Annotated in this window: 24 protein-coding genes; 13 read left to right on the top strand and 11 right to left on the bottom strand. The window is 66.5% G+C overall.

The genetic code is table 11. From position 1 onward, the window contains the following. Positions 1-31 precede the first annotated feature (31 nt). Positions 32-1,816, top strand: coding sequence for an acyl-CoA dehydrogenase (locus tag C265_RS08380; RefSeq protein WP_010812936.1), 1,785 nt, complete (start codon positions 32-34; stop codon positions 1,814-1,816). Positions 1,817-1,891: 75 nt separating this feature from the next. On the opposite strand, the gene C265_RS08375 is transcribed toward C265_RS08380, so the two are convergent. Next, entirely contained in the window at positions 1,892-3,196 is a 1,305-nt protein-coding gene (locus C265_RS08375) for a D-amino acid dehydrogenase (RefSeq protein ID WP_010812935.1), read from the bottom strand. A gap of 108 nt (positions 3,197-3,304) precedes the next feature. Here C265_RS08375 and C265_RS08370 point away from each other — a divergent pair, with 108 nt between their 5' ends. Both C265_RS08370 and C265_RS08365 read left to right on the top strand, forming a co-directional pair. Continuing rightward, a complete protein-coding gene (locus C265_RS08370; RefSeq protein WP_010812934.1) occupies positions 3,305-3,808 on the top strand; it encodes an Lrp/AsnC ligand binding domain-containing protein in 504 nt (167 codons plus the stop codon). An 11-nt stretch (positions 3,809-3,819) separates the two neighbouring features. Further along, on the top strand, positions 3,820-5,040 hold the full coding sequence (locus C265_RS08365) for a PA0069 family radical SAM protein (protein ID WP_371258345.1): 1,221 nt from the start codon (positions 3,820-3,822) through the stop codon (positions 5,038-5,040). A 296-nt stretch (positions 5,041-5,336) separates the two neighbouring features. On the opposite strand, the gene C265_RS08360 is transcribed toward C265_RS08365, so the two are convergent. The 5 genes from C265_RS08360 to C265_RS08345 form a co-directional block, all read right to left on the bottom strand. Next, positions 5,337-6,245: a LysR family transcriptional regulator gene (locus tag C265_RS08360; RefSeq protein ID WP_010812932.1), complete on the bottom strand. Its 909-nt coding sequence runs from the start codon at positions 6,243-6,245 to the stop codon at positions 5,337-5,339. A 22-nt stretch (positions 6,246-6,267) separates the two neighbouring features. Beyond that, complete coding sequence (locus tag C265_RS08355) at positions 6,268-6,759, bottom strand: TM2 domain-containing protein (protein ID WP_010812931.1); 492 nt, start codon at positions 6,757-6,759, stop codon at positions 6,268-6,270. Between the two features lie 136 nt (positions 6,760-6,895). Further along, the gene (locus tag C265_RS32480; protein ID WP_010812930.1) at positions 6,896-7,051 is read right to left on the bottom strand and encodes a hypothetical protein; all 156 of its coding nucleotides are present in this window, start codon (positions 7,049-7,051) and stop codon (positions 6,896-6,898) included. 298 nt (positions 7,052-7,349) lie between these two features. After that, entirely contained in the window at positions 7,350-7,751 is a 402-nt protein-coding gene (locus C265_RS08350; RefSeq protein ID WP_010812929.1) for a hypothetical protein, read from the bottom strand. A gap of 153 nt (positions 7,752-7,904) precedes the next feature. Further along, on the bottom strand, positions 7,905-9,032 hold the full coding sequence (locus tag C265_RS08345; protein WP_010812928.1) for a sorbosone dehydrogenase family protein: 1,128 nt from the start codon (positions 9,030-9,032) through the stop codon (positions 7,905-7,907). Between the two features lie 152 nt (positions 9,033-9,184). On the opposite strand from C265_RS08345, the gene rpsP reads away from it, so the two are divergent. The 5 genes from rpsP (at position 9,185) to C265_RS08320 (ending at position 12,300) form a co-directional block, all read left to right on the top strand. Next, a complete protein-coding gene (rpsP, locus tag C265_RS08340; RefSeq protein ID WP_010812927.1) occupies positions 9,185-9,439 on the top strand; it encodes a 30S ribosomal protein S16 in 255 nt (84 codons plus the stop codon). A 111-nt stretch (positions 9,440-9,550) separates the two neighbouring features. Further along, positions 9,551-10,174 carry a ribosome maturation factor RimM gene (gene rimM / locus C265_RS08335; protein ID WP_051398514.1) on the top strand — a complete coding sequence of 208 codons (624 nt, stop codon included), beginning with the start codon at positions 9,551-9,553 and terminating at the stop codon, positions 10,172-10,174. Between the two features lie 42 nt (positions 10,175-10,216). Next, positions 10,217-10,999, top strand: coding sequence for a tRNA (guanosine(37)-N1)-methyltransferase TrmD (gene trmD, locus C265_RS08330; RefSeq protein WP_010812925.1), 783 nt, complete (start codon positions 10,217-10,219; stop codon positions 10,997-10,999). A gap of 74 nt (positions 11,000-11,073) precedes the next feature. Beyond that, positions 11,074-11,466 carry a 50S ribosomal protein L19 gene (gene rplS, locus C265_RS08325; RefSeq protein WP_010812924.1) on the top strand — a complete coding sequence of 131 codons (393 nt, stop codon included), beginning with the start codon at positions 11,074-11,076 and terminating at the stop codon, positions 11,464-11,466. A 153-nt stretch (positions 11,467-11,619) separates the two neighbouring features. Then, positions 11,620-12,300 (top strand): CoA pyrophosphatase, encoded by a 681-nt coding sequence (locus C265_RS08320; RefSeq protein ID WP_010812923.1) that lies wholly within the window; start codon positions 11,620-11,622, stop codon positions 12,298-12,300. Between the two features lie 12 nt (positions 12,301-12,312). Here the strand turns inward: C265_RS08320 and C265_RS08315 are convergent, their stop codons facing one another. Further along, positions 12,313-13,161, bottom strand: coding sequence for a sulfurtransferase (locus tag C265_RS08315; protein ID WP_010812922.1), 849 nt, complete (start codon positions 13,159-13,161; stop codon positions 12,313-12,315). A 207-nt stretch (positions 13,162-13,368) separates the two neighbouring features. On the opposite strand from C265_RS08315, the gene dnaE reads away from it, so the two are divergent. Further along, positions 13,369-16,881 (top strand): DNA polymerase III subunit alpha, encoded by a 3,513-nt coding sequence (gene dnaE, locus C265_RS08310; RefSeq protein ID WP_010812921.1) that lies wholly within the window; start codon positions 13,369-13,371, stop codon positions 16,879-16,881. A 19-nt stretch (positions 16,882-16,900) separates the two neighbouring features. On the opposite strand, the gene C265_RS08305 is transcribed toward dnaE, so the two are convergent. Together C265_RS08305 and C265_RS08300 are read right to left on the bottom strand one after the other, a co-directional pair. Continuing rightward, positions 16,901-17,974 carry a glycosyltransferase family 4 protein gene (locus C265_RS08305; protein WP_010812920.1) on the bottom strand — a complete coding sequence of 358 codons (1,074 nt, stop codon included), beginning with the start codon at positions 17,972-17,974 and terminating at the stop codon, positions 16,901-16,903. Positions 17,975-18,010: 36 nt separating this feature from the next. Next, positions 18,011-18,790: a glycosyltransferase family 2 protein gene (locus C265_RS08300; RefSeq protein ID WP_037023915.1), complete on the bottom strand. Its 780-nt coding sequence runs from the start codon at positions 18,788-18,790 to the stop codon at positions 18,011-18,013. A 299-nt stretch (positions 18,791-19,089) separates the two neighbouring features. Between C265_RS08300 and C265_RS08295 the strand changes: the two genes are divergently transcribed. Next, positions 19,090-19,863: a glycosyltransferase family 25 protein gene (locus tag C265_RS08295; protein WP_010812918.1), complete on the top strand. Its 774-nt coding sequence runs from the start codon at positions 19,090-19,092 to the stop codon at positions 19,861-19,863. A 91-nt stretch (positions 19,864-19,954) separates the two neighbouring features. Further along, positions 19,955-21,685, top strand: a complete 1,731-nt coding sequence (gene msbA / locus C265_RS08290; protein WP_010812917.1) for a lipid A export permease/ATP-binding protein MsbA — start codon at positions 19,955-19,957, stop codon at positions 21,683-21,685. A gap of 58 nt (positions 21,686-21,743) precedes the next feature. Here the strand turns inward: msbA and waaC are convergent, their stop codons facing one another. Next, positions 21,744-22,730, bottom strand: a complete 987-nt coding sequence (gene waaC / locus C265_RS08285; protein WP_010812916.1) for a lipopolysaccharide heptosyltransferase I — start codon at positions 22,728-22,730, stop codon at positions 21,744-21,746. A 180-nt stretch (positions 22,731-22,910) separates the two neighbouring features. Between waaC and C265_RS08280 the strand changes: the two genes are divergently transcribed. After that, positions 22,911-23,501 carry a peroxidase-related enzyme gene (locus C265_RS08280; RefSeq protein WP_010812915.1) on the top strand — a complete coding sequence of 197 codons (591 nt, stop codon included), beginning with the start codon at positions 22,911-22,913 and terminating at the stop codon, positions 23,499-23,501. Positions 23,502-23,513: 12 nt separating this feature from the next. Here C265_RS08280 and C265_RS08275 read toward each other — a convergent pair whose 3' ends face one another. After that, positions 23,514-24,026, bottom strand: coding sequence for a hypothetical protein (locus C265_RS08275; RefSeq protein ID WP_010812914.1), 513 nt, complete (start codon positions 24,024-24,026; stop codon positions 23,514-23,516). 269 nt (positions 24,027-24,295) lie between these two features. On the opposite strand from C265_RS08275, the gene C265_RS08270 reads away from it, so the two are divergent. Next, positions 24,296-24,610 carry a hypothetical protein gene (locus tag C265_RS08270; RefSeq protein WP_010812913.1) on the top strand — a complete coding sequence of 105 codons (315 nt, stop codon included), beginning with the start codon at positions 24,296-24,298 and terminating at the stop codon, positions 24,608-24,610.

The following is a 24,610-nucleotide window of genomic DNA, read 5'->3' as shown; positions in this document are numbered from 1 at the left end:
ACGGCTTTTTCATACATGTTGGGAGACATCGATGACTTACCGTGCGCCGATCAAGGACATGCTGTTCGTCATGAACGAGCTGGCCGGGCTAGAGGCCGTGAGCAAACTGCCGGGCTTCGAGGAAGCCACGCCGGAAACGGCCGAGGCAGTGCTGGACGAGGCCGCCAAGTTCAACGAGCAGGTCGTCGCGCCGCTGAACCGCGCCGGCGACCTGGACCCGAGCAGCTGGAAGGACGGCGTGGTCACCACCACGCCCGGCTTTAAGGAGGCCTTCCGCCAGTTCGGCGAGGGCGGCTGGCAGGGCGTGCTGCATCCGCAGGAGTTTGGCGGCCAGGGCCTGCCCAAGCTGGTCGCCACCGCCTGCAACGAGATGCTGAACACCGCGAACCTGTCGTTCGCGCTGTGCCCGCTGCTGACCGATGGTGCCATCGAAGCGCTGCTGACGGCCGGTACGGATGAACAGAAGGCCACCTTCCTGCCCAAGCTGATCTCGGGCGAGTGGACCGGCACCATGAACCTGACCGAGCCGCAGGCCGGCTCGGACCTGGCCGCAGTGCGCACCCGTGCCGAGCCGCAGGGCGACGGCACCTACAAAGTGTTCGGCACCAAGATCTTCATCACCTACGGCGAGCACGACATGGCGAAGAACATCGTCCATCTCGTGCTGGCCCGCACGCCCACCGCGCCCGAGGGCGTCAAGGGCATCTCGCTGTTCATCGTGCCGAAGTTCATGGTCAACGCCGACGGCAGCACCGGTGAGCGCAACGACGTGCATTGCGTCTCGATCGAGCACAAGCTGGGCATCAAGGCGAGCCCCACGGCCGTGCTGCAGTTCGGCGACCATGGCGGCGCCATTGGCACGCTGGTCGGCGAAGAGAACCGTGGCCTCGAGTACATGTTCATCATGATGAACTCGGCACGCTTCTCGGTCGGCATGCAGGGCATCGCCGTATCCGAACGCGCCTACCAGCAGGCGGTGGCCTTTGCGCGCGAGCGCGTGCAGAGCCGCCCGGTCGATGGTTCGGCGCGCGAGGCGGTGACCATCATCCACCACCCTGACGTCAAGCGCATGCTGATGACCATGCGCGCGCTGACCGAAGGCGCGCGCGCCGTGGCCTACGTGGCCGCGGCCGCCAGCGACGCGGCGCACCAGCATCCCGACGAAGCGGTGCGCCAGCAGAACCAGGCCTTCTACGAGTTCCTGGTGCCGGTGGTGAAAGGCTGGAGCACCGAGCTGTCGATCGACGTCACCAGCCTGGGTGTGCAGGTGCACGGCGGCATGGGCTTTATCGAGGAGACCGGCGCGGCGCAGCACTACCGCGACGCGCGTATCCTGCCGATCTACGAAGGCACCACGGCAATCCAGGCCAACGACCTGATCGGCCGCAAGACCGTGCGCGACGGCGGCGCCGTGGCGCGTGCGATCTGCGCGCAGATCGCCGAGACCGAGGCTGCGCTGGGCAATCACAGCTGCGCCGGGTTCACCGCGGTACAGGCGCAACTGGCCAAGGGTCGCGCGGCGCTGGAAGACGTGGTGGCGTTTGTCGTGGCCAATGCCAAGTCCGACCCGAACGCCGTCTTTGCCGGCAGCGTGCCTTACCTGAAGCTGTGCGGCATCGTGTTCTCCGGCTGGCAGTTCGGCCGTGCGATGCTGGCCGCCGATGCGAAGCGGGCCGAGGATCCGGGCTTTTATGACGCCAAGATCGCCACCGCGCATTTCTTTGCGGAGCACATCCTGTCGCAGGCGTCGGCTTTGCGCGATGCCATCGTCAGTGGTGCGGCACCGGTGAATGCGATGACGGCCGAGCAGTTCTGAGTGGTCTGACAGTCGCCGGAAAGAAAAAGGGCGGCCCCGCGGGGCCGCCCTTTTTGCTTATCGAGGCAGCCTGCTTCAGGCAGTGGCCGGCCTGGGCGCCAGGTGATGGCGCGCCGGCTTCAGGTAGCGGCCCACCGACAGGTCGTCGGCGCGGATCGCCGGCGACGTGCCAGAGACCAGGTCCGAGAGCAGCTTGCCCGAGCCGCAGGCCATGGTCCAGCCGAGCGTGCCGTGGCCCGTGTTCAGCCACAGGCCGCGCACCTGGGTCGGGCCGACGATCGGCGTACCGTCCGGCGTCATCGGGCGCAGGCCGGTCCAGAAGGTGGCCTGGCTGACATCGCCGGCGCCCGGGAACAGGTCGGTGACCACGTGTTCGAGCGTGCGGCGCTTGGCCGGATCCAGGCTGCGGTCATAGCCGACGATCTGCGCCATGCCGCCCACCCGGATGCGGTCGTCGAAGCGGGTGATGGCAACCTTGTAGGTTTCGTCCAGCACGGTGGACTCCGGGCTGCGCGACGGATCGCTCAGCGGCACCGTGATCGAGAAGCCCTTGAGCGGATACACGGGCAGGTTGGACATGCCACGCAGGAACGGCTTGACCAGCTGCGTCGACCAGCTGCCCAGCGCCACCACCACCAGGTCGGCATCCATCGGCTGGCCGTCGACCACGGCGCCGGTGACGGCATCGCCCTGGGTCATCAGTCTGTCGATCGAGCGGTTGTACAGGAATTTCACGCCCAGCAGCTCGGCCATGCCCGCGAGCCGTTGCGTAAACAGCGCGCAGTCGCCGGTTTCATCGTTGGGGAGGCGCAGGCCGCCGGCCAGCTTGTGGCGGACGGCGGCCAGCGCCGGTTCGCTCGCGGCGAGTTCCTCGCGCGAAAGCAACTGGTAAGGCACGCCGGCTTCTTCCAGCACGGCGATGTCCTTGGCCGCGCCTTGCAGCTGCTCGTCGGTGCGGAACACCTGCAGCGTGCCTTGCTGGCGGCCTTCATAAGCGATGCCCGTCTCCGCGCGCAGCGCGCGGATGCAGTCGCGGCTGTATTCGGCCAGCCGTACCATGCGCTCCTTGTTGACGGCGTAGCGTTCGGCGCTGCAGTTCTGCAGCATCTGCCACATCCATTGCAGCTGGAACAGCGTGCCGTCCGGACGGATGCTGAGCGGGGCATGTTGCTGGAACATCCACTTGATCGCCTTCAGCGGTACGCCCGGCGCCGCCCACGGCGACGCATAGCCGGGCGAGATCTGCCCCGCGTTGGCAAAGCTGGTGCCGAGCGCGGGCCCGGCCTCGCGGTCGACGACGGTCACTTCGTGACCGGCCTTGGCCAGATACCACGCACTGGTGACGCCAATAACGCCGCTGCCTAGTACGAGAACGCGCATGTCCGGGGGCTCCAACTGCGGTGACAAGTTGATAAAGGATTTATCTCTATACTATTGAAACCAATCCAGTCATTGTTATCGAATTTCTCAGGAAAACAGGAAAAACTCATGAGAACGAGTCGCCAGCCCATGCGCACCCTCGACCGGCTCGACCGCAAGATCCTGACGGCGCTGCAGAGCGACGGCCGGATGTCGATGAAGGACCTGGCCGAAGCGGTCGGGCTGACCATCACGCCCTGCATCGAGCGCGTCAAGCGCCTGGAGCGCGATGGTGTCATCATGGGCTACTACGCACGGCTGAACCCGGCGCTGCTGGGCAGCGCGCTGCTGGTGTTCGTCGAGATCTCGCTGGGCAACAAGTCGGGCAATATGTTCGAGCAGTTCCGGCGCGAGGTGCTGCGTATCCCGGAAGTGCTGGAATGTCACCTGGTATCGGGCGATTTCGACTACCTGATCAAGGCGCGCATCCGCGAGATCGGTGAATACCGCCGGCTGCTGGGCGACATCCTGCTGCAGCTGCCCGGCGCAGCGCAGTCGAAGAGCTATGTGGTGATGGAAGAGATCAAGGAGACGCTGGCGATTTCCGTCGAGGAGAAGAGCCAGGCAGTGTGACCAAGGCCAGCATGGAGCGCCCCCCGCCGAAACCCAAGCCTGTCGGCAGCCGCCCGACGCGGCCCGATGCCGACCCCGACGCACTCGCGCCGCAGGCAGGCCCGCGGCCGCCCGTGGCGCGCAAGGGCCGAGGCGCCGTGAGCAACCTGCAGGGGCGTTTCGAGCGCGACCTGCGTGAAGCGTTCGACGATGGCTGGAGCAGTGCACCAGAAGAGGCGCCGCGTACCACCGAAGCCGCACCGTCGCCGGAGGCAGCGCCGCTGCCGCCGCTGCGCACGGAAGTCCATATCGAGCGCGCCCGTTCGGTCCTGACGCGCAATGCATCGCCCGACATCCCGTTCGATGTCTCGCTCAACCCCTACCGCGGTTGCGAGCACGGCTGCATCTACTGCTTCGCCCGGCCGACGCACGCCTACCTGGACCTGTCGCCAGGGCTGGACTTTGAAACGCAGCTTTATGCCAAAGCCAACGCCGCCGAGCGGTTGCGCGAGGCGCTGGCACGGCCGTCTTACCGCTGCGAGACCATCGCGCTGGGCGTCAACACCGACGCCTACCAGCCGATCGAGCGCGAACAGCGCATCACGCGCGGCGTGCTGGAGGTGCTGAACGAGTGCGACCACCCGGTGGCGCTGATTACCAAGTCGTCTCTGATCGAGCGCGATATCGACCTGCTCGCGCCGATGGCGGCGAAGCGGCTGGCGGTGGCGGCGGTCACCATCACCACGCTGGATGCTGGCATCGCGCGCACGCTGGAGCCGCGCGCGGCCACGCCGTCACGCCGGCTGCGCACCATCCGCACGCTGACCGACGCCGGCATCCCGGTGGGTGTGAGCATCGCCCCGGTGATCCCGTTCATCACCGAACCCGACCTGGAGCGTGTATTGGAAGCGGCGCACGAAGCGGGCGCCGTCTATGCAAACTACATCGTGCTGCGGCTGCCCTGGGAAGTGCGGCCTCTGTTCGAGGAATGGCTGCTGGCGCATTTTCCCGAGCGCGCGGAACGGGTGATGAACCGCGTGCGCGACATGCGCGAGGGCAAAGCCTACGATGCCAGCTTTGCCTCGCGCATGCGCGGTACGGGCGTGTGGGCGGACTTGCTGCGCCAGCGTTTCTACAAGGCCGCCGAACGGCTAGGGTTTCGTTACAACCGGTTCGAGCTGGATACGTCGCGTTTCCGCCCGCCAGTCAGGGGGCCCCGCGGCAAGGACGATCCGCAGGGTTCGCTGTTCTGAGTCTTCCGGGCGCGTTCGGTGGCCTGCTGGTCGCCGATCATGCTGCTGGCGAGTTCCAGCGCGGCCTTCGCGCTCGATGGCGGCAGTCCCGAGGACAGCGCCAGCCTGACAGCGATCGCCGCCAGGCGTCCTTCCTCATAGGTTGGCATGTCGATGCTTGCTCCTTTGCGCCAGGGTGTGGCCCCGCCGCGCGTGACGCCGCCGGAATCGGTCGGCTCTAACAGTATGGGCGAATTGGCGGAAAGGAGAGCCGCCGTTTGCGCCGGCCTTGATCGTGCGCAAGCGCGCAGTGCGCTCTAGGTATCGGGCCGGTCCCAATAGGGCGGGTTGCCGAAGCGCTCGGCGAAGAAATCCACGAAGGCGCGTGTCTTGGGCGGTACCAGGTGCCGGCTGGGAAACACTGCCCAGATCGACACTGCCGGCACCACCGGGTATTCGTCCAGTACTGTCACGAGCGCGCCGCTGCGCAACAGCGGGCCCACATCCCAGGTCGACTTGAGCGAGATGCCGACGCCGGCCACCACCGCATCACGCAGCACTTCGCCGTTATCCACGCGCAGGTTGCCGCGCACGTGCACCACGGTCTCGCCCAGCGGCGTATTGAAGCGCCACGCCGACTGGTCGGCCAGCACCAGGCAGTTGTGCTGGCGCAGGTCGTCCGGGTGGCGCGGCACGCCGTGGCGCTGCAGGTAGGCGGGTGAGGCGCAGATCACGCGGTGGCTGGGTGCGAGCGCGCGTGCCACCAGCGTGGAATCGGGCAGCACGCCCATGCGCAGCGCCACGTCGATGCTGGCATCGACCAGTCCGATCACCTGGTCGGTCAGGCGCAGGTCAAGCGCGATATCGGGGTAGGCGGCAAGGAATTCGGGCAGCGCCGGCGAGACATGCTGGCGCCCGAAGGACGCCGGCGCGGTCACGCGCAACTGCCCGCGCGGGCGCTCGGCGCTGGTGCCGACCGATGCGCTGGCAAGAGCCGCGGTGGCAAGCAACTGCTCCGCATGTGGCAGGAAGCGCTCGCCGTCGGCGGTGAGTGCCAGCCGCCGGGTGGTGCGATGCAGCAGGCGGCTGCCCAGCGACTGTTCCAGCCGGCCCAGGCGGGCGCTGGCGCTGGAGGTGGACAAGCCCAGGTCGCGCGCGGCGGCCGACAGATTGCCCAGCGCCGCGGCGCGGACGAAGACGGCGATGTCGAGCAGGTCGAAATGCACGGCGCCAATGTCGCCGCGGCAGCTATTGCGACAACGCGCGGGCGGCCTCGACCTGCGATTCGAAGAAGGTCTGGAAACTGAATGCCAGCCCGGCCATCAGCAGGCCGGTGCCGATCAGCAGCGACAGGATCACCAGGATCACTACCGGCCAGCCGGAGCGTGTAGGCTTGCCGAGTTGGTTGAAGCGCGCGTCCCATTTGTCGTCCGGGCGCAGCCCGTAGACGATGGCCGCCAGGAAGGCGCTGATGACAGAGGCTCCGCCGGCGACGGCGAAGGTCCAGTTCAGCGCCGGGCTGCCCGCGCCGGTCGCCATCGAGGCCACGCCGATCGCGCCTGCCAGCAGCGCCAGCAGGTGCACCCAGCCATACGGATCGCGCAGGCCGCCCAGGTAGAAGCGATGCGCGCCCAGGCTGCCGCACAGGAACGCCAGCGCCACCGTCAGCAGCTTCGATTTGCCGCGGGCGGGCGGCGAGGCGAGCGTCGAGGAATGGCGGGCTGGCGTGGCTGCAGGCATGGTCGGATTTCCGGCGGTTGCGGGCCGGCAATGCACCGGCACAGGAACGGCGGCACATGGGTACCGGCCGGCCCACATTGTACGCCGGCAGTCAGCGCAAGAAAGGGAAGTGCGTCAGAAGACGCGCAGGACGGCGCTAATGCCAGCCTGACTGCAGGCCGTCCAGGAAGGCCACCGCGTGCTCGCTGATATGTGTTTCGCCGTAGAGGACCAGGGTCAGGATGCCCATGAACAGGATCGACAGCGATAACTGGCCGGCATGTTCGGCCAGGTCGCTAAGAAGGGATGGCATGATAAACCTCACAGAATTATTGTTATTGTCTTTCTGGAGGCTGCGCCCGTGCCGTCTTGATCGGGTCCGGCAGGAGGTGTCGGGCAGAGGCAGGTCAGTTCGATTGCCGTCTGCACTGGACGGCACGCTGTGAGCCCCGGACAGCGCCGGGCGGCAGCCTGTGCGTGGCACCCGGAAAGCGGGGCACACACTTAAATAGAGACAGGGAGAGCGGGGGCGGAGTTCCGCGAACAGCCGAAAGACCGTTGGGCCGTGCGGCAATGGGCGGGGTTGCGCCGACAGCCGTCAGCAGCGACCGTTATCGGCCATTGTCGCGGCCACGTGCCTGCCAGCCGGGGCCGACGTTGCCTGGCCGGGAGTCGTTGCGGGCTTCATTGGGGTTGTCGCGTTCCTGGCCGCGGCCGCGGTTGTCGTCGCGGGCACCAGCCAGCGCGGCGCGGCGCCCGCTCAGGCGGTCGTCGGCACGGGCACGTGCTTCCATGCGGTCGATCTGGGCTTGCACGTGCTCGCGGCTCTCGGCGCGCACGCTGGCCATCTGCCAGCCGTCGCGGGGCTGCGGCTGCATCCGTGCGGACCGGCTATCGGGCCGTACTTGTTGCCAGAACGCGACCTGGGCATGGCTGGTGGCAACCGCGCCGACCAGGCCCGAGGCCACCAGGATGCCAGCCACCAGGTCGCGCAGGAGAGAGCGGGTGAGCATGCGGATTCCCAGGTTCCTGACGCACTGTGTTGCTGTTGGAAGATGGGTTCATGGTACGCATGGGCCATCGGGGCGCCTATGCCAATCCCGTTACCGGTGTAACGGATTGTTTCGGCCACCAAGACCCCCGTTCCGTGGGGTTTTCAGCGGGATTCAGGGTCGGTAGCGGATGCGGTAAATGGCCCCGGCAAGGTCGTCGCTGACCAGCAGCGAACCGTCCGGCGCAACCAGGACATCGACCGGGCGGCCCCACGGCCTGCCGCCGCGCAGCCAGCCCTGCGCGAACACCTCCTGGCGCACCGCCTTGCCGGCATCGTCCAGCGCCACGCGGACCACGCGGTAGCCGGACGGCTCGCTGCGGTCCCAGCTGCCGTGCTCGGCAATGAAGACGTTGTGGCGGTAGGCCGCCGGGAATTGCGTGCCGGTGTAGAAGCGCATGCCCAGGGCCGCGACGTGCGCACCCAGGCGGGCCACCGGTGGCACGAACTCGGCGCAGGGGCGCTGGCTGCCGTATTCGGGATCGGCAACCGTGCCGGCATGGCAGTAAGGGTAGCCGAAATGCTGGCCGGCAGCGGTGGCGCGGTTGAGCTCGTCGTCGGGAACGTCGTCGCCCATGCGGTCGCGCCCGTTGTCGGTGAACCACAGCTCGCGCGTGGCCGGGTGCCAGTCGAAGCCGACGGTGTTACGCACGCCGCGTGCCACCACCTGCAGGTCGCTGCCGTCGGGCTTCATCTTCATGATGTTGGCGTAGCGGTTCTCGTCCGGCGCGCAGATATTGCATGGCGCGCCGACCGGCACGTAGAGGTAGCCGTCGGGGCCGAAGGCGATGAATTTCCAGCCGTGATGCCCGTCCGTCGGGAAGCGGTCGCTCACCACCGCTGGTGCCGGCGGCTGGTCGAGGCTGGCCTCGATATGGTCGATCCGCACGATCTTCGACACCGAGGATGCGTACAGGCTGCCGTCGTGCAACGCCACGCCGACCGGCATGCGCAGCCCGGTGGCGACCGTGCGCACGCGCGGCCGGGCCCCCAGCGCGTCGGTCACCGCGTAGACCTTGCCTTCGCTGCGCGAGCCGACGAAGAGCGTGCCCGACGGCGACATCGCCATGGCGCGTGCACCCGGCACGTCCTGCGTCAGCACCTCGATGCGGAAACCAGGCGGCAGCCGGACCTGGTCCAGCGGCAGGGCGGCCGGCGCGGACCCGGTGCCTGCCAGCAGTACAATGGCGAGCAGGGAAGCAGGCCGTAAGGTGCGGGCCATGAAGTGCAGAACGGGGCGCATGTCGGGCCTCCTGTCGCGGTTTTTGCCACGATGCCTGCACGGCAGGCGCGCGTCAATCACCTAAGTGTTTGTTTGGCCTCGGTAATTGGGCTATACTCTTGCGTTTCGTGTTCGAACGTCCTCGAACACCCCGTTTTCTGAGGAATCATTCCATGGTCGTTATCCGTCTGGCTCGCGGCGGCAGCAAGAAGCGCCCGTTCTTCAACATCGTCGCCACCGACTCGCGCAACCGTCGCGATGGTCGTTTCATTGAGCGCGTTGGTTTCTACAACCCGCTGGCTACGGAAGGTGAAGAAGGCCTGCGCCTGGCGCAAGACCGCCTGGCCTACTGGCAAGGTGTTGGCGCTCAGCTGTCGCCGACCGTTGCCCGCCTGGTCAAGCAAGGCGCCGCCAAGGCTGCTGCCTGATAGTCGCCTGCAGCGCGCCCCGTCGAGCCGTTTTTGCGGCCGGCCGGGCGCGTTCTTATTGCACACGTGACTGAACGAAAGCAGGGCGCCGCCCGGCCGCTGAACCGACCGCTGGTTCAGCCCCAGGGCGAGCCGCAAAAGGCTTGCAAACTGCCCGCGGCGCTCCTGTATGCCGACCCCCTGCCGGAAGACCTGGTGGAGGTCGGCTATATTGGCGCTGCCTACGGCATCCGCGGCTGGATCAAGGTCTTGCCGCATGCCGATGATGCTTCGGCCCTGCTGCATGCCCGCCGCTGGTGGCTGCTGGCACCGCCGCAGGCGGGGCTGGTGGCGGCCGATGCGTCGCGTGCCCAGCCCGTCTGCGTGAAGATCGCGCAGTCGCGCGAGCACAGCGGCACCGTCGTGGCGCAAGCGTCCGGCGTGGCCGACCGCAATCTTGCGGAAGCGCTCAAGGGCCGTCGCGTGTGGATCCGGCGTGCGGATTTTCCCGCGCCGGAAGAAGATGAGTTCTACTGGGTCGACCTGATCGGCTGCACCGTCAGCAACGAGCAAGGCGAGTTGCTGGGCGAGGTGTCCGGGCTGATCGACAACGGTGCCCACCAGATCCTGCAGGTGGCCTGCGTGCTCCCTGACGGCAAGGCCGGTGAACGGCTGATCCCGTTTGTCGATGCGTTCCTGCGCTCGGTCGATACCGCGGGCAAGCGCATCGTGGTCGACTGGGGGCTCGATTACTGAACCCGTGCCTTCGCGGTGCGGGGTTCGGAAGGGAGAGAGCGGATGCAGTTCGATGTGATCACGCAGTTTCCCGACATGTTTCGCGCGCTGACCGACTGGGGTATCACCAGCCGGGCGGCAAAGCAGCAGCGCTATGGCTTGCGTACCTGGAATCCGCGGGATTTCACGGTCGACAACTACCGCACCATCGACGATCGTCCTTACGGCGGCGGCCCCGGCATGGTGATGCTGGCCAAGCCGCTGGATGACGCGATCGATGCCGCGGTGGCGGCTCAGGCGCAGGCCGGCGTGCCAGAGCCGCATGTGGTGCTGATGTCGCCGCAGGGCAAGACGCTGTCGCATGCCAAGGTGATGGAACTGGCCGAACGGCCGGGCCTGGTTTTGCTGTGCGGCCGGTATGAGGCCATCGACCAGCGGCTGATCGACCGCCGCGTGGACGAGGAAATCAGCCTCGGCGACTTTGTGCTGTCGGGCGGCGAACTGCCGGCGATGGCGCTGATCGACGCCGTGGTGCGGCATCTGCCGGGCGTGCTGGGCGATGCGCAGTCGGCCGTGCAGGACAGCTTTGTCAACGGCCTGCTGGATTGTCCGCACTACACGCGGCCGGAAGAATATGAAGGCGTGCGGGTGCCCGAGATCCTGCTCGGGGGCCATCACGCCGAGATCGAGAAATGGCGGCGCCAGCAGGCGCTGGCCAATACCGCGAGCAAGCGTCCCGATCTGATCGAGGCCGCTCGCAAACAAGGTTTGCTGACCCGGGCCGACGAGAAGTTCTTGTCGGAATGGGCGGCGAAGGAAGGGCGGGGGGAGACCCCCGCCAGGTAAAACCCCATCCTCTGCCGGGGCCCGGGCAATGCCTGGGGCATACAACGCCGGCACGATGGCTACGGAGAAAAACGATGAACATCATCGAGCAGATCGAGAAGGAAGAGATCGCGCGTCTGACCGCGAACAAGACCATCCCCGCATTCGCGCCTGGCGACACCGTGGTTGTCAGCGTGAACGTGGTGGAAGGTAACCGCAAGCGCGTGCAGGCCTACGAAGGCGTCGTGATTGCCAAGCGCAACCGCGGCCTGAATTCGTCCTTCATCGTGCGCAAGATCTCGTCGGGTGAAGGCGTGGAACGTACGTTCCAGCTGTACTCGCCGCTGATCGCTGCCATCGAAGTGAAGCGTCGCGGCGACGTGCGTCGCGCGAAGCTGTACTACCTGCGCCAGCGTTCGGGCAAGTCCGCACGTATCAAGGAAAAGCTGGTGTCGAAGGCTGCTGTCGCTGCCAAGGCTGCGCAGTAAGCTGGGCATGCCGGCCGGGGCAGCCCGGCCAGCGTTTCCTCAGGAAGGGCACCCCAGGGTGCCCTTTTTGCATTGGCGCGGCGCAACGATGGAAGCGGCAGGCGCTTTTTGCTGCAGCGCCAGAATGCGCGCTTCTGTCATACTTGCGATGTTATGCGTCCTGCTTTCGATCCCGAATCCCTCCCCGTCATCGACACCGACCTGCGCAACGGCGCCCTGAGCGCGCCGCGGCTTGAGGTGGACTTTATCCGGCACCGCTTCCGGGTGCCGCCGGCCTGGGCGCCGGAGCTGACCGATGAATCGCGCGTCTATGACCGCAGCCGCGGACTGCGCGACGCCGCCGTGCTGGTGCCGCTGGTGGAGCGCCATGACGGCCTGACGGTGCTGCTGACGCAGCGCAATGCCAACCTGAGCGCGCATGCCGGGCAGATCAGCTTCCCGGGCGGGCGGCAGGAGTCATGGGATGTCAACCGTATCGACACCGCGCTGCGCGAGACGGAAGAAGAGGTGGGGCTGGCGCGCGACTATGTCGAAGTGCTGGGTGCGCTGCCGGACTACATTACCGGCACCGGTTTCCACGTGAGCCCCGTGGTAGGGCTGGTGCGCGACGGTTTCACGCTGCGCCCGGATGCCTCGGAGGTTGCCGATGTCTTCGAGGTGCCGCTCGCGTTTCTGATGGACCCATCCCACCACGAACGGCGGCTGTTCCGCTGGGTCGACGGCGAGCGGGTGTTCTACGCCATGCCCTATCCGCGCGAGACTGGCGGCCACCGCTTTATCTGGGGCGCCACCGCGGGCATGCTGCGCAATCTTTACCACCTGCTGGCCGCCTGAGCCGCCGGCTTCTTACGCTGCGGCCTGGTCCTTGCTGCCGATGCAGTGGGGGCAGCTCTTGCCGACCACGTAGTGCGGGCTTTGCTGCTCCTGCGGCGTGACCACCGCGCGGCAGGCAAAGCACTGCTTGGGGCCGGCCGGCTCCAGGTTGGGGTTCAGCGCGGTGCGGTAGTCAAAGACGAAGCAGTCGCCGCGATAATGGCTGCCGCCGACTTCCTCGAAGTACTTCAGGATGCCGCCCTCGAGCTGGTACACGCGCTCGACGCCGACTTCCTGCATATGGATCGCCGCCTTCTCGCAGCGGATGCCGCCGGTGCAGAACGACACCACCGTCTTGCCTTCCAGCTCCGCCTTGTGGGCCGCCACCGCCTCGGGAAATTCGCTGAACTTGGCGATGTCATATTCCACGGCGTCTTCGAACGTGCCAACCGCGACTTCGAAATCATTGCGCGTGTCCAGCATCACCACCGGGCGGCCTTCGTCGTCGTGCCCCTGGTCCAGCCAGCGCTTCAGTTCGGCCGGACGCACTGACGGCGCGCGGCCTTCCTCGGGGCGGATCAGCGGCATCTTCATGGTGATGATTTCCTTCTTGGCGCGCACCAGCATGCGCTTGAAGGGCTGGTTTTCCGACAGGCTTTCCTTGGGCGCGATATCGGCAAAGCGCGCATCGGCGTGCAGCCAGTCCATGAAACCGTCGATGGCTGCGCGCGGCCCGGCCAGGAACATATTGATGCCTTCGGGCGCGAGCAGGATCGTGCCCTTCAGGCCGGCCGCTTCGCAGCGCTCGCGCATGGCCGGGCGCAGGGTCTCGATGTCGTCCAGCGAGACGAATTTGTAAGCGGAAATATTGACGATCTGCATGGGAGACTGCGCCTGCGCGGCCGCGTCCCGAAGGGCGCCGACGGCTTGCGATAACTGCCTGATTGGAAAGGTGAAATTATAACGCGTGCGGGCGCCGCCGCCGCGCATTCCCAAGCACTCCGATCAGCTATGCCGGGCCCTCGCGCCAGGCCGCCCGCACGCAATATCGGAGGCATGCCAGCGGCCCGAGCCGGTACAATGTCGCCCATGTCTGCACCCCGCTTCGTACACCTCCGCCTGCATTCCGAATACTCCATCGTGGACGGCATCGTCCGCCTGGAAGACGCCGTCAAGGCCGCTGCCGCCGACGGCATGGGCGCGCTCGCCCTGACGGATCTCGCCAACGCCTTCGGGCTGATCCGTTACTACAAGGAGGCGCGCGGCAAGGGCGTGAAGCCGGTGGTCGGTGCCGACGTCTGGCTCACCAACGCCGAAGACCGCGACAAGCCGTCGCGCCTGCTGCTGCTGGTGCAGGACCGCCGCGGCTACCTGAACCTGTGCATGCTGTTGTCGCGCGCGTGGCTGGGCAACCAGCACCGCGGCCGCGCCGAGATCGATCCGGCCTGGTTCCTGGAACCCGGCGAAGACGACCTGCCGCTCGCGACCGGCCTGATCGCCCTGTCGGGCGCAATGGGTGGCGATATCGGCATGGCGCTGGCCAACGGCAATGCCGACGGTGCGCGCCGCGCGGCACAGCATTGGTCCACGGTATTCGCGCAGCGCTTCTACATCGAACTGCAGCGCGCCGGCAATGCCGGCACCGATGCCTACGTGCAGCAGGCCGTGCAACTGGCGGCGGAACTGCAACTGCCGGTGGTGGCCACGCATCCGGTGCAGTTCATGACGCCGGACGACTACACCGCGCACGAGGCGCGCGTGTGCATCGCCGAGGGCGAGCTGCTGGCCAATCCGCGCCGCACGCGGCGCTTTACCACCGACCAGTACTTCAAGACCCAGGACGAGATGTGCGCGCTATTCGCCGACATCCCCTCGGCACTGGAGAACGCGGTCGAGATCGCGCGCCGCTGCAACCTGACGCTGGAACTGGGCAAGCCGCGCCTGCCGCTGTTCCCGACGCCCGACGGCATGTCGCTGGACGACTACCTGGTCTACATGGCCAAGGACGGGCTGGAGAAGCGCCTGGCGGTGCTGTTCCCCGACGAGGCGGTGCGCGAATCCAAGCGCCCGGAATACTACGCACGGCTGGAATTCGAGACCGGCACCATCATCAAGATGGGCTTCCCCGGCTACTTCCTGATCGTGGCGGACTTTATCAACTGGGCCAAGAACAACGGCGTGCCGGTGGGACCGGGCCGCGGTTCGGGCGCCGGTTCGCTGGTCGCGTATGCGCTCGGCATTACCGACCTGGATCCGCTCAAGTACGCGCTGCTGTTCGAGCGTTTCCTGAACCCGGAACGGGTCTCGATGCCCGACTTCGACATCGACTTCTGCCAGCACGGCCGCGATCGCGTGATCACGTACGTGAAAGAGAAGTACGGCAAGGACGCGGTATCGCAGATCGCCACCTTCGGCACCATGGCGGCAAAGGCCGCGGTGCGCGACGTGGGCCGGGTGCTCGATCTCGGCTACGGCTTTGTCGACGGCATCGCCAAGCTGATCCCGTTCAAGCCGGGCAAGCTGGTCACCATCGAGGAAGCCAAGAAGGAAGAGCCGCTGCTGACCGAGCGCGAGAGCAACGAGGAAGAAGTGCGCCAGCTGCTGGAGCTGGCACAGCGCGTCGAAGGCATGACCCGCAACGTCGGCATGCATGCCGGCGGCGTGCTGATCGCGCCCGGCCGGCTGACCGACTTCTGCCCGCTGTACACGCAGGGCGCGCAGAACGACGGCATGAGCGGCGTGGTCAGCCAGTACGACAAGGACGACGTCGAGGCCGCCGGCCTGGTCAAGTTCGACTTTTTGGGCCTGACCACGCTGACCATCCTGGACTGGGCCGAGCGCTATATCCGCCGTCTCGACCCCAGCAAGGCTGACTGGAACTGCAGCCATATCCCGCTCGACGACGGTCCCGCCTTCGATATCCTCAAGACCGCCAACACGGTCGCCGTGTTCCAGCTGGAAAGCCGCGGCATGCAGGGCATGCTGAAGGACGCCAAGCCTGACCGCTTCGAGGACATCATCGCGCTGGTGGCACTGTACCGCCCTGGCCCGATGGACCTGATCCCCAGCTTCTGCGCGCGCAAGCACGGCCGCGAGAAGGTGGAGTACCCGGATCCGCGCGTCGAACCCGTCCTGAAAGAGACCTACGGCATCATGGTCTACCAGGAGCAGGTGATGCAGATGGCGCAGATCATCGGCGGCTACTCGCTCGGCGGCGCCGACCTGCTGCGCCGCGCCATGGGCAAGAAGAAGCCCGAGGAGATGGCCCAGCATCGCGTCATGTTCCGCGAAGGCGCCGACAAGAACGGCCTCTCCGCGCAGCAGGCCGACGATATCTTCGACCTGATGGAGAAGTTCGCGGGCTACGGCTTCAACAAGTCGCACGCGGCCGCGTATGCGCTGCTGGCGTACTACACCGCCTGGCTCAAGGCCCACCATCCGGCCGAATTCATGGCAGCCAACATGTCGCTCGCCATGGACGACACCGACAAGGTCAAGATCCTCTACGAGGACTGCAAGTTCAACAAGCTCGCGGTGCTGCCGCCGGACGTCAACGCCAGCGAATACCGCTTCGCGCCGACCGACCCCAAGACCATCCGCTACGGCCTTGGCGGCATCAAGGGCAGCGGCCAGGGCGCGATCGAAGATATCCTGCGCGCACGCGAGGAGCGCCCGTTCACCGATCTGTTCGACTTCTGCGAACGCGTCGACCGCCGCCAGGTCAATCGCCGCACCATCGAGGCGCTGATCCGCGCCGGCGCCTTCGACAGCCTGAACGACAACCGCGCCCAGCTGCTGGCCTCGGTGCCGATCGCGATGGAGGCCGCCGAGCAGAAGGCCGAGTCCGCCAACCAGGTGTCGCTGTTCGACCTGATGGGCGATGCCGGCGATGCGCACCGCCCCGAGCTGCTCGACGAGCCGCGCTGGAGTCCCAAGCGCACGCTGCAGGAAGAGAAGCAGGCGCTCGGCTACTACTTCTCAGGCCACCTGTTCGATGCCTACCGCGACGAGGTGCGCCGCTTCAACAAGGGCACGCTGGCCGCGCTGGAAAAGGAAGTGCAGGGCAACGGCGGCGGCTTCGGCCGCGACGTGCGCGGCAAGACCATCGCCGGCGTGATCAGCGGCGTCCGCACGCAGATGACGCAGCGCGGCAAGATGGTGATCGTCACGCTCGACGACGGCACCGGGCTGGTCGAGATGACGGTGTTCAACGAGCTGTTCGACGCCAACCGGCACATGTTCCGCGAGGACGAGCTGCTGATCGCCACGGGGAACGCGCGGCACGATACGTTTACCGGTGGGGTGAGGTTTACGGCGGAATCGGTGATGGACCTGGTGGCCGCACGCGTCAAGTTTGCCAGCGCCGTGCGGTTGTCGATGAATGGCAATTCCTCGACCGGGATGCTGCGCGAACTGCTGATGCCGCACCTGGCCCGCGCCAGCGGTGGACAGGGTTTGCCGGTGCGCATCCACTACCAGTCGGGGGCGGCTTCGTGCGAGGCCATGCTCGGAGCGGACTGGAAGGTGGTGCCCTCCGACGAGGCGCTGACCGCGTTGCGGCTGGCACTGTCGCCGGACAGCGTCAGTACCCTCTACGAATAAGCCGACGGCAGCGGCGGTCTCAGGCCGCCTGCCGGGCGGCGCGCGCGCTGGCCGCCAGTGCTAGCAGCGCGTCGACGTGGGCCTCGATGCCCGGATCGTAGTTGAGCATCGCCATCGGATTCGCCAGCCGGCCCTGGCCGCTGCGTGCCGCGTCGACCGCGGCGTGAATCGCGCGCTCGAGCGTCTCGGCGCGATCGCGTGCGAAGGCATGCACCGCCTGCGGCCGGATCACCTCCAGGCAGGCAATATTGTCGGCAAAGACCAGCGGTGTGCCGCACAGCACCGATTCCACGCCGACCAGTCCGAACGGTTCATAGCCCGACGCCAGGATGGTGAAGTCCGCGGCGCGGTAGAGCGCGTCGATGCGGCTGCTGTAGCCCAGTTCCCGTACCCGCGGGATGGTGCGCCCGACCGGACGGCCGGCCACGGCAAGCGTGATCGGCAGGTCCGATTTGGAGAAATAGTCGGCAAGCAGGTCGAAACCCTTGCGGGCATGGCCCGAAGACGGGAACAGGAATACGACCTCATCGTCACCGAAACCGAACTCACGGCGCAACGCGGCGCGCGCGTCGGCGTCGACCGGCGTGAAGCGCTGCGTGTCGACCGGCGGGTAGATCAGTTCCACGCGGTCCGGCGGCATCCCGTACAGCTCGATCACCTCGCGGCGCATCAGCGCCGAATGTGCCACCACGCGGTGCGCGCCAGCATACTGCGCACTCTCCAGGTCGATCTGCCACTGGTCGGAGCGGCGCGCTGTCGTGCCGCGCGCGCCGAGATAGCCGCGATGGGTGCCGCCGCAGATGGCGATATCGGAGCCGCGCACGCGGTTGCAGCCGATCAGCACTTCGTCCGCGGGACGGCGCGCTTGCAGCCGCCACGAGAAGTAGCGGTCGCGCAGCTTGCCGGGCAGCCACGACACCACGATCCGGTGCGGGACAATGCCGGCCGACTCTGCCACGCCGGCGTCGAAGCGGCGCGCGTAGACCGACACCTCGGTGCCGGCGCGGCCTGCCATGGCCCGGCTGATGTCGAGCGCATAGCGTTCCAGGCCGCCGCCAGCGCCGAAGCGATTGCAGGAGATGCCAACTTTCATCGATGCATGGAATAAAGGGGAGGGGCGGCCGGCGCCTCAACGGGTGACCTCAGGGGCGGCTGCCTTGAGATCGGTGTCGGCCTGCAACTGCGCCAGCTTGGCGTACTTGTAGTAGCTTGCCTGCGCATTCATCAGCGCCACGCCGAAGCCTGCGCTGCCGTCCAGGAAGCCGCGCTTGAGCAGGTAGGTCCGGATGAAGGCCCACAGGCCGTGGCCCGCGGCGGACGCCACCGAACTACGCTTGCCCCGCGCGTAGGCCTGCTGCGCGCCTGCGCTGGAGTAGCTGTCGATCTTGCGCAGCACGTCCGACAATGTGCGGTAGCTGTAATGGATCAGCGGCTCGCGCAGATGGGTGACCGGGTCGTCCACTTTCAGGTGTTCGTGGACCAGGTCATCCGTGAAGCGGCCGCGGCCCTTGCGGAAGACGCGGGTCACATAGTCCGGGTACCAGCCGGCGTGGCGCACGAAGGTGCCGCAGAACGCTGACAGGCGCGGCAGCGCAAGCGCGTGGGCGTCGGACCGCTTCAGATGGCCCAGGATCTCGTCGCGCAGGGCGGGCGTGACACGTTCGTCGGCGTCGAGACTCAGGATCCAGTCGCCCGTGGCGGCGTCAACCGCGCGGTTCTTCTGCGGGCCGAAGCCAGGCCAGTCGTCGGTCTGGATGACGGTGGCGCCGGCGGCACGCGCAATCGCCACAGTGTCATCCGTGCTGGCCCAATCCACTATAATCGCCTCTTCGCACCAGGACACGCTTTCGAGGCATGGCCCGATATTGTGAGCTTCATTCCTGGTAATGATGACGGCCGAGACTCTCATGGAACATAGGGGAGGCACGCAGGTCGGACAAGACCGACGGGCCGCCGGAGTCGCCCACGGCGCCAGGCGCTGGATCGAGACCGCGTATTCTACCGCACTGGCGCATGGCGCCCTCCGCGGACCCTGATGCCATCGAGTCGGCTAGCGGGCCGCTCCCTGAAACTCAAATTGATGATACGAGCACAATTGTTCCGTTCCGCCGGGATGGAAGAAGTCTTCCTTCTGCCTGCGCGTGCAGCATTGGTCTCTCTGTTGCCGGCTGCAATCCGGGCAAGACTGGACACACTGGTGCTGGCCGCATGATCGGCGCCTACGTCATCAATCTCGACTCCGCGCGGGAACGCCGGGAGCGCATTTCCGGCCAGCTGGCGGGCCTTGGCATCCCGTTCCAGGTGTTCCGGGCCGTGGATGGCCGCGTGCTGGCGGAGCAGGAAGTGGCCAGCAAGTACGATGCCGCGGCCGCCGCCGCGCGCTACCGGCCAATGAGCCGGGGCGAGGTCGGGTGCGGGTTGAGCCACCTCGGTGTATACCGCAAGATGCTCGACGACGGCGCCGCCTTTGCGCTGGTGCTGGAGGACGATGCTTCGCCTGGCCCCGACCTGGCAACCGTGCTGGCCGACCTGGAGTCGCGCCTGGATCCGGACCGGGCCGAGGTAGTGCTGCTGTCCCATGTCGACAAGTACACCCGCTGGGGTGCCCGCAGGCTCGGCGGTGAACGACGCCTGGTCAGGCGCTACGGCGAATGGTGGCGCGCGCACGGCTACGTGGTGACGCGTGCCGCAGCGCGACGGCTGCTGGCGGGCTTGCAGCCGATGTGGTGCGCGGCCGACTACTGGTCGGCCTTCGAAAAGCAGGGCCTGGTGTCGGTCAGTGCGGTGGTGCCATATTGCATCGGCCTGACCGAGCTGGCCGAGACCTCGTCGCTCGAAACGCATCGCGCCGACCTGGACGCCACCGACAAGGCTCAGCGCAGCATCGGCTATTATCTGCGCCGCTACGTCTATCAGCGCTTCCTGTTCCAGCTCATCGTCAGGCCCTTCCTTCGGGTAGCCCGGCAGAAGCGGCCGGGCTAGCGCCGGGCCGGCACGCCGCCTCCACACACAAGAAATATCAGTGACCACATCCAAACCGCCCATTTCGCCAGGTGCCGCCGTGCCGTCCAGCATGGCCAGCCGGCTCTGGTCTTACCTGCGCCCCGAGTTACGCATCTTCATCGGCGCTATCCTCGCCATGGCCGTGGTTGCGGGCAGCGAAGGGGTGATCCCCAAGGTTGTCAATGACCTGCTCGACAAGGGCTTCGGCGGCGACTACGCCGGCACGCTGTGGCATGTCCCCGCCATCCTGACCGGCGTGGCCCTGATCCGCGGCGTGGCGCAGTTTGCCTCGGGCTACCTGCTGAACCTGATCTCGAACCGCGTGCTGCTGAAGATGCGCCTGCAGATGTTCGAGCGCCTGCTGCAGGCGCCGGCGTCGTTCTTCCACCGCAACACGGCGGCTTCGCTGATCAACGCCGTGATCTTCGAGGTCAACCAGGTGCTGCAGATCCTGACCAGCGTCTTTATCACGCTGGTGCGGGACTCGCTGACGGTTGTCGCGCTGCTGATCTACCTGTTCTATACCAACTGGCGCCTGACGCTGATCGTGGCGGTGATCCTGCCGGTGATCGGCTACCTGATGTCGAAGATCAACCGCCGGCTGCGCAAGCTCAACCGCGATCACCAGGCTTTTACCAACAACGCTGCCTATGTCGTGGAAGAGGCCGTGGGCGGCTACAAGGTGGTCAAGCTGCACGGCGGCGAGGCCTACGAGATGGGCCGCTTCCGCACCGTGGCCGAGCGGCTCAAGAACTACTCGATGCGCATGGCGGTTGCCGGCGGGTTGAACCAGCCGGTCACGGCCTTCCTGGCCGCGCTGGCGCTGTCGGTGATCATCACCATTGCGATGGTGCAGGCGCAGGCTAACCAGACCACGGTGGGCGGTTTTACCGGCTTTGTGATGGCGATGCTGCTGCTGATCTCGCCGCTCAAGCACCTGACCGACATCAACCAGCCGCTGACACGCGGCATCACCGCAGCCGAGATGATCTTCCGGCTGATCGATGAACCGATCGAGCCGCAGGACGGTGGCAAGATGCTGGGTCGTGCCCGTGGCGAGCTGGCCTTCGAGCAAGTCGGCTTCCGCTACGGTGAAGCATCGCGCGCCGCGCTGGAGGGCATTGAGCTGCGCGTCAGTCCGGGCGAAGTGGTGGCGCTGGTGGGCCCGTCGGGAAGCGGCAAGACCACGCTGGTCAACCTGGTGCCGCGCTTCTTCGACCCGACTGGCGGGCGCATCCTGCTGGATGGCACGCCGCTGACCGAGTTGTCGCTGAAGGACCTGCGCAACCAGATTGCCTTCGTCAGCCAGGACGTGGTGCTGTTCAACGACACCGTCGCCGCCAATGTGGCATATGGCGCGCAATCCGACCGCGAGATCGACATGGCCCGCGTTGAGCGCGCGCTGGCGGCCGCTTACCTGACGGAAACGGTCAAGGGGCTGCCGGAGGGCCTGAACACCAATATTGGCGACAACGGCATGAAGCTGTCCGGCGGTCAGCGCCAGCGGCTGGCGATTGCCCGGGCGCTGTATAAGAACGCGCCGATCCTGATCCTGGACGAGGCGACTTCGGCACTGGATTCGGAGTCCGAGCGCCAGGTCCAGGCGGCGCTGGAGGAACTGATGAAGGGCCGGACCACGCTGGTGATTGCGCACCGGTTGTCCACCATCGAGAATGCTGACCGCATCGCGGTGCTGGACCACGGGCGCGTGGCGGAGCAGGGCACGCACGCGCAGTTGCTTGCGGCCAACGGCCTGTACGCCGGGCTGCACCGGATCCAGTTCGCGACGCAGCAAGGGTAACGGACCTGCCAACGACAAAGGCCGGCGCTTGCGCCGGCCTTTGTCGTTTCCTTCGTGCTCAGTTTGGCGAGGTGACGGGCGGCTGCACGCCCAGCACTTCATCGATGGCAGCCAGCACCTGATCCCGCCGCGGCACCACGCCGCCGCCGCCCAGCGAGACCGCGCGGCCCGGCGCATCGACGCCGTACAGGTGGCGCGACGTGGTCGTGAACAGGATCACGGTCGGGCGGCGCAGCGCATCGGCGATATGCACGAAGCCGGTGTCCATGCCAACCACCAGCGATGCCTTGCCTACCATCTGCGCCACACCGGTGATGCTCAGGCGTGGCATCACTTCGGCGTTGGGCACGCTGGCGGCGATGGTTTCGGCTTCCTTGCGCTCCGCGTCGTTGCCCCAGGGCACCAGCACGCGCAGCCCGCGCGCCGAGATCGCGCTGCCCACGCTGATCCAGTCGGCGACCGGCCACTTCTTTTCCTCGCTCGAGGTGGCATGGAACAGCATCGCGTACGGACCCTTGGCGGCCGGCGCCGGCGTGTCTGCTGGCATCTCCAGGCCGTAGTCCATGTCCCTGGTCAGCTCATAGCCCAGGGCGCGGCTGACGGCGCGGCGCATCCGCTGCCGCGCGCAATCTTCTTCGACAAATGGCTGGAACACATGGTTGTAGGCGAAGCGGGCGCCGCTCTCGCCCAACTCTGCCACGGGGTAGCCATAGCGATTGCGCGTGCGTGCCAGGAACGTCACGATGGCGCTCTTGTAGACGCCGTGGACGTCCAGCACCGCATCGTACTTCTCGCGACGCAGTTCACGCAGCGCGCTGAAGATCGCACGCAAGCCAGCCCAATTGCGCGATTTCTTGAAGCCGCGCAGCGGCGCGGAAATCACACGCTCGATATTCGGATTCCAGCGCGGCACGTCGGCGCAATATGAGTCGGCGATCCAGTCGATCTTGACGCCGGGAAAGGCCCGCTGCAGGTCCGCGACCAGCGGCTGGGTGAACACCATGTCGCCGAGAGAGGTCAGCTTGACGATGAGAATACGTTTCATCAGGAACAGTATGGTGGGCAGTATGCCTGCCTGGTTCGGAAGGTGCGTAGTATGCCTTATGCAGGGGACATGTGTCCGTGCGATGCATGGGCGACATGGCGCCCGCCACACCCATGCCGATCCGTTAGTATCTGCATCAGAAGCTCACGATCGATGACGCCTATCCAACAGGAGACCACCATGTCCGACCCGGCATTCGCCATCAGCCGCTACCCCGTTCCCGCGCTGACCGACCTCCCCGACGACATCCGCGCCCGCATCCTGGAAGTCCAGGAAAAAGCCGGCTTCGTCCCCAACGTCTTCCTGGCGCTGGCGCACCGTCCCGACGAGTTCCGCGCGTTCTTCGCCTACCACGACGCGCTCATGCTCAAGGAGGGCGGCCTGACCAAGGGCGAGCGCGAGATGATCGTGGTGGCGACTTCCGGTGCCAACCAGTGCCTGTACTGCGTGGTGGCGCATGGCGCGATCCTGCGCATCTATGAGAAGAAGCCACTGGTGGCGGACCAGGTGGCGGTGAACTACCTGAAGGCGGATATTCCGCAGCGCCAGCGCGCGATGCTCGACTTCGCGATGAAGGTGTGCAAGGCGTCGCATGAAGTGGGCGATGCCGACTTTGCTGCGCTGCGCGAGCACGGTTTTTCCGAGGAGGATGCCTGGGATATTGCCGCGATCACGGCGTTCTTCGGCTTGTCGAACCGGATGGCCAACACCGTCAGCATGCGCCCGAACGACGAGTTCTACCTGATGGGCCGGGTGCCGAAAGCGAAGTAATGCCGCAGCGGCTCAGCGCACCTCGGCGCAGGCACCGCTCTTTGGGTCGAACAGCACCGGCCACGCTTGCTCGTAGATGCCGGGCGTGCAGTGCTTCTCGCAGCGGTTATGGGCCAGCGTCACGCGGCGCGGATCCTGCCACACCAGCAGCTTGCACTGGCTGCCGTCGATGGCCTGCAGTTCGATGTGCGGGGTCGCGCGGACCTGGCGGAACTCGGCCAGGTTGAATTCGCAACTGCCGCGCCGCGATACCCATAGCTTCCACTTGAGCGCACGCACCTCGTTGGCCTTGACGTCCATCAGCGCGTCTTCGCGGAAGCCGTCTTCCTCGGTGCGCTTGCAGGCGGCGGCAATGTTGATGGTCTTGTTCGCGATCGGGGTGGCGCGCTCCTTGGGCGCGGCGGCGATTGCTTCGCCCTTCGCCTCGGGCGGCGGTGCGGGGGCGCGCTTGACAATCGGCAATGGCGCGCACGCCACCGACAACAGAAGGGCCAGCAGACAGGTCCCATGGTTCGTGGCGTTCATGCCGGACTCCTTGCTTGCCGACCGGGCCGCGCCCCGCATCGGGGCGGCAAGCCGGGCGCGGCATCCGTGCGGATGCCGCTGACTACCTTGGCTTAGTTATAGCGGATGGCAAACGGAATTGGAGTAGGACCATCACCGAGTCCGTAAGGAGACGGACGCTAGCGGACACGCGCAGGCGCTGCAGCGCAGTTACGTTCGTAAACAGCTTGATACACAGATGCGGAACGCGGCGTGCTAGCCTTTCTCAACCATCGCTCGCCGCCGCCAAAATGAAGCCCCGCGCCCTTGTTGCCCTCATCGTATTGCCCGTGCTCCTTGGCACCCTCTCCGCCGCCGCCCATGGCGATGACGACTGGGACGACGATGATGATCACCGCTACGCGCGCCGGCACAAGGGCGGCGACTACAAGGAAGAGTTCTGGGTCGGCAACTGCAAGATCAAGCGCAAGTGGAAAGACAACGGCGAGTACAAGGAAGAGCGCAAGTGCAAGGACCGGCCGGTCGTGTACCAGCCGCCGCCGGCTGTGTATTACCAGCCCGAACCTGCCTTCGTGGTGAGTCCGCAAGTTGTGATCCGGCCCTAG

Source organism: Cupriavidus sp. GA3-3 (assembly GCF_000389805.1).
Classification (GTDB): Bacteria; Pseudomonadota; Gammaproteobacteria; order Burkholderiales; family Burkholderiaceae; genus Cupriavidus; species Cupriavidus necator_D.
This window is presented reverse-complemented; position numbering and strand designations above follow the sequence as displayed.

Excerpts from the sequence above, each read along its gene's own strand:
- C265_RS08280 (WP_010812915.1), top strand. The coding sequence starts at position 22,911 with ATGTCCGACCCGGCATTCGCCATCAGCCGCTACCCCGTTCCCGCGCTG.
- C265_RS08315 (WP_010812922.1), bottom strand. The coding sequence starts at position 13,161 with ATGCAGATCGTCAATATTTCCGCTTACAAATTCGTCTCGCTGGACGAC.
- C265_RS32480 (WP_010812930.1), bottom strand. The coding sequence starts at position 7,051 with ATGCCATCCCTTCTTAGCGACCTGGCCGAACATGCCGGCCAGTTATCG.
- C265_RS08370 (WP_010812934.1), top strand. The coding sequence starts at position 3,305 with ATGAGAACGAGTCGCCAGCCCATGCGCACCCTCGACCGGCTCGACCGC.
- C265_RS08320 (WP_010812923.1), top strand. The coding sequence starts at position 11,620 with ATGCGTCCTGCTTTCGATCCCGAATCCCTCCCCGTCATCGACACCGAC.
- C265_RS08365 (WP_371258345.1), top strand. The coding sequence starts at position 3,820 with ATGGAGCGCCCCCCGCCGAAACCCAAGCCTGTCGGCAGCCGCCCGACG.
- C265_RS08275 (WP_010812914.1), bottom strand. The coding sequence starts at position 24,026 with ATGAACGCCACGAACCATGGGACCTGTCTGCTGGCCCTTCTGTTGTCG.
- dnaE (WP_010812921.1), top strand. The coding sequence starts at position 13,369 with ATGTCTGCACCCCGCTTCGTACACCTCCGCCTGCATTCCGAATACTCC.
- C265_RS08295 (WP_010812918.1), top strand. The coding sequence starts at position 19,090 with ATGATCGGCGCCTACGTCATCAATCTCGACTCCGCGCGGGAACGCCGG.
- C265_RS08345 (WP_010812928.1), bottom strand. The coding sequence starts at position 9,032 with ATGCGCCCCGTTCTGCACTTCATGGCCCGCACCTTACGGCCTGCTTCC.
- waaC (WP_010812916.1), bottom strand. The coding sequence starts at position 22,730 with ATGAAACGTATTCTCATCGTCAAGCTGACCTCTCTCGGCGACATGGTG.
- C265_RS08355 (WP_010812931.1), bottom strand. The coding sequence starts at position 6,759 with ATGCCTGCAGCCACGCCAGCCCGCCATTCCTCGACGCTCGCCTCGCCG.
- rplS (WP_010812924.1), top strand. The coding sequence starts at position 11,074 with ATGAACATCATCGAGCAGATCGAGAAGGAAGAGATCGCGCGTCTGACC.
- C265_RS08375 (WP_010812935.1), bottom strand. The coding sequence starts at position 3,196 with ATGCGCGTTCTCGTACTAGGCAGCGGCGTTATTGGCGTCACCAGTGCG.
- C265_RS08270 (WP_010812913.1), top strand. The coding sequence starts at position 24,296 with ATGAAGCCCCGCGCCCTTGTTGCCCTCATCGTATTGCCCGTGCTCCTT.
- rpsP (WP_010812927.1), top strand. The coding sequence starts at position 9,185 with ATGGTCGTTATCCGTCTGGCTCGCGGCGGCAGCAAGAAGCGCCCGTTC.
- C265_RS08300 (WP_037023915.1), bottom strand. The coding sequence starts at position 18,790 with ATGAGAGTCTCGGCCGTCATCATTACCAGGAATGAAGCTCACAATATC.
- C265_RS08350 (WP_010812929.1), bottom strand. The coding sequence starts at position 7,751 with ATGCTCACCCGCTCTCTCCTGCGCGACCTGGTGGCTGGCATCCTGGTG.
- C265_RS08305 (WP_010812920.1), bottom strand. The coding sequence starts at position 17,974 with ATGAAAGTTGGCATCTCCTGCAATCGCTTCGGCGCTGGCGGCGGCCTG.
- C265_RS08380 (WP_010812936.1), top strand. The coding sequence starts at position 32 with ATGACTTACCGTGCGCCGATCAAGGACATGCTGTTCGTCATGAACGAG.
- trmD (WP_010812925.1), top strand. The coding sequence starts at position 10,217 with ATGCAGTTCGATGTGATCACGCAGTTTCCCGACATGTTTCGCGCGCTG.
- msbA (WP_010812917.1), top strand. The coding sequence starts at position 19,955 with ATGGCCAGCCGGCTCTGGTCTTACCTGCGCCCCGAGTTACGCATCTTC.